This is a genomic window from Luteitalea sp. (assembly GCA_009377605.1).
Lineage (GTDB): Bacteria > Acidobacteriota > Vicinamibacteria > Vicinamibacterales > Vicinamibacteraceae > WHTT01.
In genome coordinates, this window is record WHTT01000017.1 from 71,405 (window position 1) to 85,719 (window position 14,315).

8 protein-coding genes are annotated in these 14,315 nt (G+C 62.8%); 2 read left to right on the plus strand and 6 right to left on the minus strand.

What is annotated here, in order from left to right; all coding sequences use genetic code 11:
* Positions 1 to 2 precede the first annotated feature (2 nt).
* From GEV06_08050 to GEV06_08070, 5 genes are all read right to left on the minus strand, one after another.
* A complete protein-coding gene (locus GEV06_08050) occupies positions 3 to 3,092 on the minus strand; it encodes a c-type cytochrome (GenBank protein ID MPZ17846.1) in 3,090 nt (1,029 codons plus the stop codon).
* Between the two features lie 2 nt (positions 3,093 to 3,094).
* Positions 3,095 to 3,790 (minus strand): hypothetical protein, encoded by a 696-nt coding sequence (locus tag GEV06_08055; protein ID MPZ17847.1) that lies wholly within the window; start codon positions 3,788 to 3,790, stop codon positions 3,095 to 3,097.
* Positions 3,791 to 3,802: 12 nt separating this feature from the next.
* Positions 3,803 to 4,675, minus strand: a complete 873-nt coding sequence (locus GEV06_08060; protein MPZ17848.1) for an amidohydrolase family protein — start codon at positions 4,673 to 4,675, stop codon at positions 3,803 to 3,805.
* Positions 4,676 to 4,684: 9 nt separating this feature from the next.
* Entirely contained in the window at positions 4,685 to 5,494 is an 810-nt protein-coding gene (locus GEV06_08065; protein ID MPZ17849.1) for an amidohydrolase family protein, read from the minus strand.
* A gap of 92 nt (positions 5,495 to 5,586) precedes the next feature.
* Positions 5,587 to 8,985 (minus strand): hypothetical protein, encoded by a 3,399-nt coding sequence (locus tag GEV06_08070; protein ID MPZ17850.1) that lies wholly within the window; start codon positions 8,983 to 8,985, stop codon positions 5,587 to 5,589.
* 221 nt (positions 8,986 to 9,206) lie between these two features.
* Here GEV06_08070 and GEV06_08075 point away from each other — a divergent pair, with 221 nt between their 5' ends.
* Together GEV06_08075 and GEV06_08080 are read left to right on the plus strand one after the other, a co-directional pair.
* A complete protein-coding gene (locus GEV06_08075) occupies positions 9,207 to 10,532 on the plus strand; it encodes an ROK family protein (protein MPZ17851.1) in 1,326 nt (441 codons plus the stop codon).
* A 261-nt stretch (positions 10,533 to 10,793) separates the two neighbouring features.
* Positions 10,794 to 12,062, plus strand: coding sequence for a hypothetical protein (locus GEV06_08080; GenBank protein MPZ17852.1), 1,269 nt, complete (start codon positions 10,794 to 10,796; stop codon positions 12,060 to 12,062).
* A gap of 96 nt (positions 12,063 to 12,158) precedes the next feature.
* On the opposite strand, the gene GEV06_08085 is transcribed toward GEV06_08080, so the two are convergent.
* A complete protein-coding gene (locus tag GEV06_08085; protein MPZ17853.1) occupies positions 12,159 to 13,583 on the minus strand; it encodes a tetratricopeptide repeat protein in 1,425 nt (474 codons plus the stop codon).
* Positions 13,584 to 14,315 lie beyond the last annotated feature (732 nt).

Consider the following 14,315-nt stretch of genomic DNA (forward strand, 5'->3'; position numbering starts at 1 on the left):
GGTCATGGCGTGCTGACGGTAAGGAACTCCAGGAGATCCGCCATCTCCTGAGGGGTAATCGCCGTCTCCAGACCTTCCGGCATGATGGACATGCCAGAGCTCCTGATCTGTTCGATGTTCTGCCTCAGGATTGTTTCTTCGACGCCTCCTGGCCGTTTGATCGTCAAGCTGCTCGACGTCTCGTTGACGATCATCCCGCTCGCAGAGCGAGAGTTCTTGAGCTGAATGTCATAGAGAAGAAACTCAGGTGAAACCTCCCGATTGGGATCCAGAATCTGAGCCAGAATCTCCTGTCGCGTCTTGTGCCGAACGGACTCCAGGTCAGGCCCGACCTCCTGCCCGCGAGCGCCGAATCGGTGACAGGACATGCAGTTCTGCTCGAAAATCTTGCGACCGCGATGTGAATTGCCGGAGGCCGAGGCGGCAGCGCGGTACTTCGCGAGAATTTCAGCGCGCGAAGAGCCTCCGGGGGCTTCATCGGGCGAAGAGTCTCCGGGGGCTTCATCGGGCGAAGAGTCTCCGGGGGCTTCGAAGAGCGTGCGAGCGTTCTCCTGAAGGGTCCGGTCCGAGTACGTGAGAAGTCGCCGTCTGGTCGCCGGATCGATGTGAGCGGGTGCCACGTCCCCGTTCTTCATGGCTTCGAGGAGAACCGCCACGCGATCCTTGCTTGCCAGCAGCATCTCTCCGGCCTCTGAACGCACGGCTGGAGAGAAGCTGCGCCATGACTGCACCACATGCTCGAAAAGCCCGAAATCATCGAATGTGCCGATGGTCCGGATTGCCGCCAACTGGATCTCCTGCTCTTCATCAGGCCGCAGCAGCTTCTGGAGTATCTCCCGCGCTCCGGGCGTATCCACGTGGACGAAGGCCAGCAGCTCGGTGGCCAGCTTGCGCTCTTCGGTGCTTCCTTCTCGATCCGAAGCCGTGTCGAGAGCGCGTGTCAAAACGCGATCGAGCCATGCGTCATGCCCGGAGCTGGTGCCAGCGTCTCGCAGGCTCCCGCCGGCCTGGAGGAGGCCCTCACCCAGTCCCACTGCCACGGTCATTTCCGCAGCCAACGGCAGCGCCTCCGTGCGATCAAGGGTGGCCAGCAACGTCTTCATCGCGCCGGCGTCCCGGCGAGCGCCCACAACAGTCGCTAGCTGCCTCAACACCGCCAGCCCTGCATGGCTGGACGAAAGTTTCTCGTCCTTCAATAACCGAGCCAGGAAAACATGGCTCGACTTGCCCACCGAGCTCAGAACCGCAGTTCTCATCCAGCTGTCGTCCGCATCCTGCCGCGCGATGTGAAGCAAGGCGTCGGAGGCTCTCGAGTCATTGACCTCGCCCAAGGTGAAGGCGACTTGAAAACGAACCCGCTTGCTCTCATCATCAGCCAGCTGAAGGACTCTGTCGAGGAGCTCCGGGGAGCTCTTCAGGCGTGGCTCGGCCAGCCGAACGGCGTGCTCTCGCACACCGGCAACACCGTCGCCGAGCGCCTGGATCACATCAGCATCCTGGAGGGCATTCAGGCCCTCCAGTGACCAGAGCGCATGCAACCTGGCCAGTGATTCGCGACTTTCTTTCAGGAGCCGGCGCAGCAGAGGCACGGCACTCGCATCCTGCCGCTCATAGAGCAGGCGATGCGCCGTTTCCCGCCACCAGGAGTTTGGATTCTCCAGGGTCGCAACAAGATCGGCTGTCGTGGCTTCCCCGAGACGCGGACGCTCGGTCGGGGGCTCGAATCCGGGCGGTTCCAGGCGGTAAATGCGTCCCCTGTTCCTTCCACTACGCAGATCGAGCTCGGCATGAATGTCATCTGGAATCGACCAGGGATGCTCGATGATCTCCCGAGACATATCCACCACGTGAAGTGTCCCGTCCGGAGCGTTGGTAAAATTCACCGGCCGGAACCAGTTGTCAGTCGAGGCCACGAACTCCCGCTTCTGATCCGCGCGGGCCGAGTGAAACGTCACGCCGTCCCTCTTCAGGATCTGGCGATGGATCAAGTTACCGGCCACTTCACCCACGAAGACATTTCCGTGGTATCTCTCAGGATACGCGGCGCCCCTGTATACCGTGACACCCGCCGAGGACGTCCAGTATCCGGCGCCAACGAGCTCGCTCCGGGGCATACGCTGCGTGGGGTCACTGGCACGGCGCGCGGCGCGGATCACCCTCCAGGCCTCCGGCGGGCTGATCGGATAGACGGGAAGCTGATCGCCGGATTCCGCCGCATCATGGATCGGGCTGGCAACCGGCAGATAGGGGTTTCTCACCAAGTAACGGCTGGGCAAAACGACGTGGATAAGTGGATTCCGAATGTTGCAGATGAAACGGTTGCCCCAGTCATCAAAGGTGTTGCCAAAGCGCGCACCACCCGAAAGCGCTTCGAACGCGCCCGTGACCGGATCGAAACGGAAGTCATTCCGAGACAACTGAACCGCTGAGGATTTCCGCTGACCGTCCAATCGCCTGATGGTTCCCCCGTTGGTCCCGCCCGCTCCGTAGATATGATGATCGAGTCCCCAGATCAGGTTATTGATGACTGCTTGAATGTTGTACTTCCTGAAACCGGTGTAAACCTTCTGGCGGATGTCTGCTTTCCCGTCGTTGTCCGTATCCTTGAGGTACCAGATATCCGGAGTGGCCGCCACGAACAGGCCACCTTTCCACAGCGCCAGGCCGGTCGGCCAAGAAATCCGGTCGGCGAACACATGGCTCCTGTCAAAGGCGCCGTCCCCATCCTCGTCCTCCAGAAGACGAATCCGCCCGATTGGATCCTGGTTGGTCTGCTCTTCCCAACTCTGAGCCGTTCCCCTATTCGTGTATGGATAGTCCCTCATCTCCGCGACGTACCCGCGGCCATTCTCGTCATAGATCAACGCGACCGGATCGTAGACCAGCGGCTCTACGGCCAATGGCACCATGCGGAATCCATCCACCGTCCGAAAGGTGGCAGGAGCGTCCGAAGGCTCCGTGGGAGGCACGCTCTCCACTGTCAGGCTCTCTTCCTGCGCGGCGGAGCTCCGCAACCAGAAGTCTCGCGGCATCGTCGTCACCAAGAGGACGGATAACACGAGACACAAGGCGCTGGCTCTCTTCATCTTCATCCTTACTGGTCCACTCCGCCCTTCAACCACCGTTCGAAGAACCCGAACGTCTTTCCCCCGAACACTTCGTGCGCGCCCTCGAACATCTCGTACTGGGGCTGCCGCACCATAATCGCCTTGCGGTCGAGCCAGCTGCGCTTGGCCGCCGAATTCATGTTGACTGGTGCAAACACAGCATACTGCCGCTTGACCGCCTGCAAGCCAAACCTGTTGTGATAATCCTCGTCTTCGGTCAGCCCCGTCACGCCCTCCGGTGTACCGGCCATGCCGTGGACCGTTATCAGCGCAGGGAACGGGCCCCGGCCGTTCGGCACGAGCAGCACGCCATAGACGTGGACATCGTCGAATGCGGTGATCCAGACCCGGTACGCCTTGTGAGTCGGAAACTCCGCGATCAGCTTCTCCGTCGGCGCGAGGGGCGATTCTCTGTAGGCATTGCCGCCCAGCATCTCGAACAGCTCGTCACGGTACGGCTCAATCGACTCCTCGTACGCTGCGATGCTCGATAGGTCACGCTGCCAGTACGCCCGCCGGAGGGAGTCCGCTCTCTCCACCTGGCGGTCGAGATACTCGTCGATCTCGTCGAACTGCGCCTGCTGCATCGCCTCCACTTCATCCTCCAATAGAACCTGTGACCGAAGTGGAGCCGCCATGCAGAGGACCAAGACAAGAAGCACACAGATCGCCTTCGCGTTCATGACGTTCAGCTCTCAGCTCATTATCCGCCTCGCGTTGTGCCGCAGAATACCGCGGATCTGCTGGCGATTCAGCGGCGATTCACGCATCTTCAACATGGCCGCCTCGAGGTAAAAGATGGGCGCATACGATCCGAAAAGGATTCGCGAGGAAGAGATCGACTCGGCCAGGCGTCCCACACCTCCAAGTCCCTCCAACCAGGAGATCTCGCAATACACCTGACCGGCTTCCGTCAACGACGCCAGCAGCTCGAGCGCGCCTGACTGGAGCGCATTCACATTGAGAAGAACGACGCGCGCCTGCGGAACGTCAGGTAGGAGTGTCGACAGCGCCTTCAGATCCACCGGCGGCACCTGAAGACGCGAATGCTGCGTGCGGGCATCCTCCATCCCCACCGCCACCTGGAGGATGAGCTGCCGCGCTGCCGCCAGCTTCAGAAGCCGTTCGAATACCGGTTCATCCAGACGATAGCCATGGTAATCGGGATGCAGGCGAATTCCCGGCATCTTCAGCTCTTCATGGCAGCGGCGCAGGTCTTCTTCCCAGTCCGGGAGCGTCGGATTGACCGCGCCGAAAGGCAGGAGCATGCCGTCTCCGTGCGCTCGGCACTCCTTGGCCAACCTCACATTGACGCCTGAGATATCTTTGTGCAGCAGACAATCAAGGCTTCCGACCCAGGCCTGACCGATACCATGGCGGCGCAGTTGCTTCACCAGCCCTGCCGTCTCGTCTCCTTGAACGCTGCGAAAGGGCCATTTCGAAAGATGAACGTTGACATCCACCGCTTCTTCCGAAAGCCGTGGAGCTATCTGCTCCGCAGAGGCGTTGCAATCGAGCCTCAGGGCTGCCGCTCCCAACGGCAGTGTGAGCAAGCGACGCCGTGTCATGCGCATCATTTATCGCGACATCCCCTTGGCTGTTAGGATTGGGCCCAGCAACCTTCGAAGATTTCCGCCCAGGATAAGCGCTTTCTCCGGCTTGGATATCTCAGCGCCGATCACCTTGGCGAGCTGACTGGCATAGCTTCTTCCCCCGGCATCACTCCCGTAGACGAGGCGTTCGGCGCCCAGCTCGCGAACCCCCATTTCCACCATGCCGCTGGTGGGGTTGGAGCCTCCAAGACCAGCCGATACATGGGAGCAGGATCTGATGGCTCGAATACCTAGCTCCCAGTCTCCTCCGCTGTGACCACAAATGAGCCTGAGGCTCGGATGACGCATCACCGCCTCCGCCACGTCCTGCGGCGTTGACTCCCCCCGAAGATTGCCTCCTCCGGGATACGCGGGAGTGCCGCCGATCTTCAGCCACGTGTGCTGAAACACCACCGCCTCGAGGTCAGTTGCCCTGGCAAAGATCGCCTCTACTTCTGGTGTGTTGCAACGCTGAGCCACCCAGAGCTTGACCCCAACCATGGGACCATCCCGGACACAGCGATCCAACTCTGCAAGGCTCTCCTGAAGATACCTCGGGTTCAGATAGACGAACCCGAAGGCCCGATCCTCACGACCTCTTATGGCGGTCAGCACCTCGTCATTCTGGTGTCTGAGCTCCTCCGGGTGAGGATCCTGGTGCCATTGCATCCCCATGAAGACGCACATTCGTTCGATCCCCATCCGATCCGCATATCTGAGGAGCTCCTCTATCCGTTCTCCAGGGCTGTTTCCCTTGACACCACGTAGGTGACAATGAAGGTCCCAGATCCTCATGTCGGCTAACCCTCGAGAACCCGAAACGGACGCCTCGGCGAGGGCGTCCCTACCGGATGGTAGGGCGCGTTCGCCGAACGCGCCGTGAGCATCTAGAACATGAGCCGCAATTCCAAGTTGATCTGGCGCGCCGGTCGTGCGCTGGTGATCCTCCCGAAACTGGGGCTCTCGAAGTTCGCGTCGACACCCGCCCACTGCGTGTGGTTCAAGGCGTTGAAGAAGCTCGCCAGAAACTCCATTCTCGTGGTGCCGGAGATGGAAAACACCTTCCCGATTCTGAGATCGAGGTTGTTGATGCCCGCCGCGTTTAGGACGCCGAGTGGCGCTGTGCCAAATGTGCCAAACTCCGGCTGGACGAAACAACTGGTATTGAACCACTCGAACCGATCCTCGGGGGCATCGGTCACATCGCAGTCGGGAACGAGGTTGGCGTGTTGGCGAGTGAGGGCGCTTCCGGTATTGTCGTTCGTGAGCACCGTTTGCGGCGCGCCACTCGTGAGCTCCGCTTTCCCGCTGAGATTCCATCCGCCCAGTATCTGGTTCATCACACCATGCAACGGGAAGGTCTGCCCTTGGCCCCACGGTAACTCATAGGTCCAGGCCGTGATGGAGCGAACGGTCGGCACGATGCCGGACCGTCCGGCCCAGAGGTCATAATTACGGAAATCCAGGTTGCCATGGTCACTTCTGCTGATATTGCTCGAGGCGAGATTCTTGGCCCAGGTAAAGTTGGACCGCAGGGTCAGCCCGTGCCACTGCCGGTTGGTCACGCCAATGGTTCCCGAGTGGTACTTGGACCACCCCCACGGGACCCAACTGCCAATCCGGCCCCACCCCGGCAGCGGCCGCCGCTCCTCGAGCGGGACGTCCTCCAGATCGCCTTGCGGCAGCTCCGGCGCATTCAAGTCCACGAACTGGCCGTTGTGAATGGAATGCGATCCCAGATAGTCGAGGTTGACGGACCATCTGGGGTGAATGCGGTGCTGAACGCTGAGCGACCATTGATACACGGTGGGCGTGTCATATTGCCGCTGGCCGAGGACACGGGGTGTCGCCACCGGATCCTCGAAGGCCTGAGGAATACCGGTTGGCGGGGGCGCGGGAAAGAGATTGCGGACATCGATGGACGGACGCTGCTGACTCTGATCAATGGCCCGATCATCTCTCAACGTAAACGGATTCGCACCCTGTGAAATCTCCACTAACTGATTCGTATTGATATTGCCGGCGTAAAAGATCCCGCCGCCAGCCCGGACCACGGTATTCTCGGTGGCGCGAAACGACACCCCGATCCGTGGTGCGACATTCGCCTTCGGGGTCTCATACCCTTGCTCCGGAATGTCTCCGCTGAGGGCGGCGTTCCTCCCGAAATCCGTGGCCGAATCGAAGGCGTCCAAGGGGTTCTCCAAGGCAAAGAGCAGCTGGCCCGGAGGGGTGAAATCGAACCCGCTCACGGCGTGATGCACATTGCGCCAGGGCCCCCACCGCTCGACGCGCAGGCCGAGATTGACGGTCAAGCGGTCGTGAAGCTGCCAGCTATCCTGGACATAGCCCGCCCAGTAGGTCTGCCTCACATTGGGAATGATCTCGTTCAAGATGAGCAGGCTCGAGCTCGGGAAGCCGAGCAACATATCGGCAAAGCTGAGCCCGCCGACGGGCAGACCCGCAGCCTGTCTTGCGTCATCGCAGATGTCATTCCCCTGCGGACAGGCGCGGGTAAAGACGTTTTCAAAATTCATGTCTCCCTTATCGACACCCTGCTTCGGGAAGAACAAGCGTCGCTCCGTGACCTGGAAGCCAGTCTTCAACGTATGTTTGCTTTTCGTCCAGGTCACGTCATCTTTGACCTGATACGTATTCTGCACGGGCCTCCAGATGTTGGTCGCCGACGTGCCGAGGGAGAAGTCCTGGTTGCCGAGGCTCGGGCTTCCAGAGAAGCTGGACGTGTTTGCAATACCGGCTACGGCCGCCACATCCGGGACATCGAGGACGCGACCGATGCCCCATGCGGGACGCGCGTAGGACACGGAGAGATCATTGATGAATGTCGGGGTGACCATTTCGCTCCAGTTGACCACGAGATCGTGCGTGCGGCTGGGGGTCTCCTCACCCGGCAACGGTCCGAGGAGTCCCCCTCGCGCCGCCTCTCGCCGGAGATACGAATACCGGCCCCAAATCGTCGTGTCGTCACTCTGCTGCCAATCGAGCCGCACAGTGAACTGCTCCTCATCGATGGTCGTCGGCACCGTTCCCGAGAACTGCGGCACCCCATCGATGACCGTATTGGGCAGGGGCGTGAACTCCAGGATCTGTTGGATCTGCGGCGAGATCAGCTCGCGAGGAAGCTGGTTATTCGCGAAGGGCGCACGCAGCCCCGTCGCGGGGTCGAACTCGAGCGGGTTGAACAGCTGGGGAGCCGGCTGCGTCCCGCCGTCCGGCGCCGGCAGCAGGGTGTCCGAGAAGTCGCCGTTGCGCTCCGCGGCCGTGGGAACTCTGGCATCGCTCGGGACGGCCTGGCGGAGCCGCGACCCTTCATGATTCGCAAAGAAGAAGAGCCGGTTGTGCAAGACAGGGCCACCCAGCGAGCCGCCCCATTTGTTCCGTTTGTATTCGGGCAGGGCTTCACCCGCCAGGTTCGTGAAAAAGCCCTTCGCGTCGAGATTGTCGTTGCGGTGCTCCCAGAACCCCTCGCCATGGAAGGCGTTGCCGCCCCCTTTGGTGATGATATTGACGGCATTCGCGCCGCTGCCGAACTCCGCACCCATGCTGGCGGTCTGCAGCCGCACCTCTTCCACCACTGCTGACGAGAGGATGTTCGTGTTCTGGCTGTAAATCGCGAGCGACGAGTCGGATCCATCAATCGAGACATTGGACGAGGAATCCCGCTGGCCGCCGGCCAGGACGCCCGACGACTCGAAACTGCCGGCCGCACTCACCCGTCGCAAGGAATGTTGGCCGAAGGTCATATTCCCCAGGCTCAGATATTGCGGTGAGGTATTCGGCGCCAGGGCGAGCAGATCAAAGTAATTGCGCGTTTCGACGGGCATCTTATCCACCAGCTGCTCGTCGATGGTCGTCGCCAACTCCGCCGTCGTCGTATTGAGGAGCTCCGCGCCCGCAGCCGAGATGGTGACCTCCTCGGTGACGTCGCCGAGCTCGAGGGTGATATCCACCTCCGCCGGGATCGCGACCAACGCATCCCGATCGGTAATCACCGCGGGCCGAAATCCAGGCAGGCTCGCGCGGATCGTATACGTCCCTGGTCGCAGTGACTGAACCGAATAGTACCCCGCGTCATTGGTCACCCGTTCCCGGCTCACGCCGGTCGCCTGATGCACAATCGTCACCGTGACGCCGGGCAAGACCGCGCCCGTCGTGTCCCGCACCCTCCCCACGATCGCCGTGGTCGTCTGCACCTGCGCGTAGAGGGTCGTCACGATTACCAACACACTCGAGACACTGCACAGGGGTGCGAAGATGTGACGTGCCATTTTGGTTACACTCCCTTCGAAGGTGACACGGGTCCAATGAGGGCAGGATGAGTGCAAACCTCGAGAGCCGCCGATCGCTCTATTACAGCCAGCTTCCGAACTAATTATGGCTTTAGCATATTCCCCGCTCCGGGACCTGTCAACAGATATGGACCTAAACAAGGGGATGATTCTACGAATTCGTTGCTCAAACGGAACGCCGATCGACTATATTGGCCTTAATGACGAACGAATCGATCTTCGCCGTGCGGCCGCTTGGTGTCCGTGAAGTCAACACAGGAACGGTGCTGGAGATCCTTCGGCGCCGTCAGACGACCCGGACCGAGCTCATCCGTCTTTCTGGATTGAGCAAGGCCACCGTCTCGGTGATCGTGGCCGACCTGCTCGAGCGCGGCCTGGTGCAGACAGCGGGACGGCAGCAGGAAGGGCGAGGCCGCAGTCGTGTCGTGCTGCAGTTCAACCCGCTGGCGCGCTCGGTGCTTGGAGCGCAGATTGCTGACGATGTCTGCACCATCGTGCTCACTGATTTGGATGGGAAAACCTACCGCCGAACCGCTCGTCCGCTACGCGGAACCGACCCGGGCGACGTCGTGGATGCGCTGGTCGAAGGGGTCACTGAGCTCCGGCCGTTCGCCGTCTCGCCGGTGCTCGGTCTCGGCGTCGGGACACCTGGAGTGGTCGACCGGGCGGGGCGACATATCACGATGGCCGTCTCGCATGGGTGGCGCGACGTGCCGATGGCCGCGCTGCTCGAGGAGCACTTGGGAGTACCGGTCCTGGTGGCGAATCGCGCCAAGGTCGCCGCGCTCGGCCACGTCGGTCACGGCGAACGCGATCGGCCGACAGATCTAATCTATGTCTTCCTTGGGAGAGGCGTCATCGCAGGTCTCGTCATCGACGGCCAGTTGTGCTTTGGGCGCGACGGCTGGGCGGGCGACATCGGTCACGTCACTGTGCGCCCCGACGGTGTCTTGTGCGGCTGCGGGAACCGCGGCTGCCTCTACACCGTGGCCGGCGAACATGCCATTCTCGCCCTCGCCCGATCCCACGCCCGCCACGCCGGCCCATCAACCTTGTTGCACACGCTCACGAACGGAAGGCTGGCCGAGCTCACCTTACCGCTCTTGGCCGACGCCGCCCACCATCGGGACGCGGCGGCGTTGGCAACGCTCGAGGAGATTGGCGCATGCCTCGGCATCGTTTTGGCAAACCTCGTGAACACGCTCAATCCCGACGCCGTCGTGCTCGGCGGCCCGAGCACGTGCCTCGGTGAGCCGCTGCTGGACGCCATCCGCCGCGAGCTCCACGTCCGCGCGGTCGTAGAGACCACACACGCACTCGATATCAGCATCTCGCAAGCCGGTGACGAAGCGGGCGCCGCGGGCGCCGCCATTCTCTGGATCAGTCGTACGCTTGTTGCCTCGACGACACTGAGGCTCCTGGGTGATCGCCGACCGGAGGTCACGCCGTTGGAGATCACACCACCCATGGCAGACCGAAACACCGATGGTGGCGCGACGGACAACTCGAGTGAGCGCGGGGGATAGAACCTTTCCGAACCCGAAACGGACGCCTCGGCGAGGCGTCCCTACCTAGTGCCCCGTAACAGTGATTCGTCACATAATTCCCGGGCGGGGCATCCCGGCTGGCTGCGTTGCTCGTCGGTCAAATACCGCCTGTATGCTCCCTCCTCGCGCCTTGCCAGCCGGGCGCCGCGCTCCGGGACTTATGCAACGAATCACTGTTACGGGACACTAGAAATCGCTGTGATATCTTCGGCGCGCGAACGCTGAGCTTCGAAAGGATCGATCCACAGACTCGTGCCGCGCATCCTACGCTCCATCGGTCCTGCGATCATCGTGGCGGCCGTGGTCCTGGGCCCCGGCAGCATCTTGACGAGCTCGCAGGTAGGCGCCCACTTCGGTTACCTGGGCGTACCGGTGCTCGCGGGCGCCGCCATCCTAATGATCGGCATGGTCGCCTTGTCGGCCAGGATTGGCGCCGTTTACGCGGGCAGTCCCTGCGACGAGCTGGCGTCGCGACTGGGCCGACCCGTTGCGCGCTTGGTCGGAATCACGGTCTTTGCCACCATTGCGCTCTTCCAGTCCGGCAACAACATCGCCATCATCGCGGGCCTGGAGCCGCTCCTCGGCGATCCAGCCGGCACGGAAACAACCGCTCTCGGCCCATGGACCAAGGGGAGCCTCCTTGTCGCCGTCAACCTCTGCGCGACGCTCAGCCTCTTCCACACGCGAGATTTGTACGGCCGCATCGAGCAGCTCATGAAGATCCTGGTCGCCGTCATGGTGGCGGCGTTCCTGATCAACTTCGTTGTCGTCTTCACGAAGCCGCACGACGACCACGCGTTCTCCGCGTGGCACGGGAGCGACGTCGACATCATCCCCGTGCTCGGCCTGATCGGGACGACGCTCTCGCTGGCTGGCGCCTTCTTCCAGGCGTATCTCGTGAAGGAGAAGGGCTGGGGCGTCACGCAGACGCGTGACAGCTTGATCGACTCGGTGCTCAGCATCACCGTGCTGGCCTTCATCACGGCTCTGATCCTCACGACGGCCGCGCGGGTCTTCTACGGCCAACCGGCCCCTGTGCGGCTGGTCAGCGCGGCCGATGTGGCGCGGCAATTGGAGCCCTCCTTCGGCGCCGCGGCGAAGATCATCTTCTGCCTTGGGATTCTGGCGGCCGCCTCGAGCTCCTTCCTGGTGAACGCGATGATCGGCGGCACGGTGCTGGCGGACTCGCTTGGCAAAGGCAGCCGCCTGAACGACAGGTGGCCTCTCTGGTGCACGACGGCGGCGCTCTGGGGAGGTGGATCCATCGCCATCCGTTCGCTCTGGAGCGAAGGCAGCACGGTCGCGCTCATCACGCTGGCCCAGGCGCTGACGGTGCTGGGCACGCCGGCGCTCGGCCTCGCGCTCATCTATCTTGGTGTTCGCAGCCGCAAGGAGCTCGCCGATGACCGCAAAGTCCCCGTATGGATGCTCGGACTGGCGGCGATCGGCGTGCTCCTCGCCTGCGGCCTCGTCTCCGTGACCGCCGCCAGGCTGCTCGACAGGCTGTGACCGACGACGCCATGCACACGGCCCACGACCATGGGCGCCGCACCGCTGGCCGCCCTAAAGGGCCGCCCTACGTAACGCTGAGAGGGGAAGGATGGACTACGGCTCGCTCCACTTGGCCTGCATCCAGGCGCGCAGTCCTAGCGTGGAGCGCGAGAGTCGGAGTCCGGGGTCTAGCGCTTCGGCCTCGTCCAGGGCACGCCGCGCCGCGTCGTGCTGGCCGCGCCGCTCCAGAGCGAGCGAGAGCTGATAGTGAGCCGGCGCGTAATCGGGCGCTCTCTTGACCGCGGAGCGAAACGCTCGAAGCGCCTCTGCGACATCCCCCTTTTCGAGTCTACGAATGCCGCTGAACGTCATGAAGGTGGCTGCCTCCGCCGCCCCCTTCTCCTGCCGTTGCTCCTCGGCAAGGCGGATGTGCTCGAGCGCCTCGTCGACGTCGCCCTGCTGGCGAAGCGCGAGTCCCAGCGAATAGTGCGCCGCCGGAAACTTGGGTTGGCTGCTCACCGCTCTGCGGAGGACGTCGATCGCCGACTCGAGGGCTCCACGTTCCCGGTGGATCGTGCCCAACGCAAAGAGCGCCTCGGCGTAACGCGGCCGCATCTCGATCGCCTGCCTGATCCAGGACACCGCCTCGCCGCTCTTGCCCTGCTGCCAGAGCGTGAAGCCCAACGAATAGGCCGCCTCGGGAAACTCAGCTCTCTGCTCGAGCGCCTTCCGGAGCTGAGCCGACGCCTCCGCGAGCCGGTCTTGCGCCTTCAGCGCCATGCCCACGTTGTAGACCAAGACGGCGTTGGTCGGATCCGCCCGCAGGATCTCACGGTAGATCGTCTCCGCCGATCCGGGATCGCCACGCTCCATGTAGGCGAGCGCGAGATTGTGCTTCGCTGGCTGGTACTCTGGATGACGCGCCAGCAGTCTGCGAAACGTCGCCACCGCCGCGTCGAGGTCGCCCACGCGAAGCTGCGTCAAGCCGAGGCTGTTGTGAGCCTGCAGGAAGCTTGGCTTGCGACGTATCGCTTCGCGGAACGCGCGCAACGCCCCGCCGTAATCGCCCAGCTCGCGCAGCGCCGAGCCCAGGCTGTGGTGCGCCTCCGCATTGTCGACGCCGGATTTCAGCGCGAGCTCGAAGTGGTCGATCGCCGTCTCGGGCCGCCCCAAGCGCTGCAGGCTGAGGCCCATGAAATAGTGCGCTTCGCCGAGCTCCGGCGACAGGTGAATGGCCCGTTGTAGCTCGTCGACCGCTGCCTTCCACTGACGCGTCCAGTACAGAGAGACACCCAAGGCGTAGCGAGCCTCGGCCGATTGCGGGTCTTGCTTCAGGGCCTCCCGCAGCTCACGGAATCCCTCTTCCCACTTTCCCTCTTGCTGCAGCCGCAGCGCCCGATCGAGATGCCGACGCACCCTCTCGGAGGACGGCTGCTGCTCCGAAGCCGCCGTGGCGCCGGCGACGGCCGTCACCAGCAGCAACGCCACCTTGATCGAGCGTGTGATGCCCCGCCGGCTCTCGAGAAACTCTCCCACCATGCCGCGGCATATCAAAGGTCACTACCCGTGGCTGGTGTCATGTTGGCCGAGGGCGCCACAAGCCTTCAGGAAGTTCGCCGTGATGCGCTGCACGCGCTCGTCGGGACCGTGCGGGCGGCCGTAGTGCGAATGGGGAGGGATGAGGCCGGGCGGCGCCGAGAGTCCCATCGACCAGAAGATCGTCGCCGCGTTGAAGACCCAGTTGCCCCGCCCGCCTGGATAGACTGTCGCACTGTACCGCGACTCGTGGTCGCCGCTGTTGATCGTGGTCCCTTCCGCCACCACCTGCAGACCCGGGATGTCGGCCGGGTCGCCATGATGTTCCCACCCGACGAGCCCCGGAATGCGGTCGCCGTTCCGCATCCCCGTTCTTTCGAAGATCCAATGATCCGCCTTGCTGACGATCCAGTCGGCCGAACCGTTGAACGGGTACATCGTGCGGGCGCCTATCAAGGTGTTCTCGTTGGGTGGCTCGAGCTCGAACGGTCCCATGATGCCTGTCCGCTCTTCCGCTTCGCTGATCCCGCCGAAGCGGCCGACGCGATGGAGAATGCGATGGGGTCGACCTGCCGGATCCGGCACCGTCGACACCCGCTGGCCGCCACGCGTCAGCCCCGTTCGCTCATCGATGGTCTCCGGCTTCAAGACCGTGGCGGGCGCCAGGTCGATGGCCCACATGATGGCGTTCCCGGAGAGGAATCCTGCGCTCAGCCCCTCGTCGACCGCCTGCTT

Coding starts and splice junctions, on each gene's coding strand:
- GEV06_08050 (MPZ17846.1), bottom strand. CDS start 3,092: ATGAAGATGAAGAGAGCCAGCGCCTTGTGTCTCGTGTTATCCGTCCTC.
- GEV06_08055 (MPZ17847.1), bottom strand. CDS start 3,790: ATGAACGCGAAGGCGATCTGTGTGCTTCTTGTCTTGGTCCTCTGCATG.
- GEV06_08060 (MPZ17848.1), bottom strand. CDS start 4,675: ATGACACGGCGTCGCTTGCTCACACTGCCGTTGGGAGCGGCAGCCCTG.
- GEV06_08065 (MPZ17849.1), bottom strand. CDS start 5,494: ATGAGGATCTGGGACCTTCATTGTCACCTACGTGGTGTCAAGGGAAAC.
- GEV06_08070 (MPZ17850.1), bottom strand. CDS start 8,985: ATGGCACGTCACATCTTCGCACCCCTGTGCAGTGTCTCGAGTGTGTTG.
- GEV06_08075 (MPZ17851.1), top strand. CDS start 9,207: ATGACGAACGAATCGATCTTCGCCGTGCGGCCGCTTGGTGTCCGTGAA.
- GEV06_08085 (MPZ17853.1), bottom strand. CDS start 13,583: ATGGTGGGAGAGTTTCTCGAGAGCCGGCGGGGCATCACACGCTCGATC.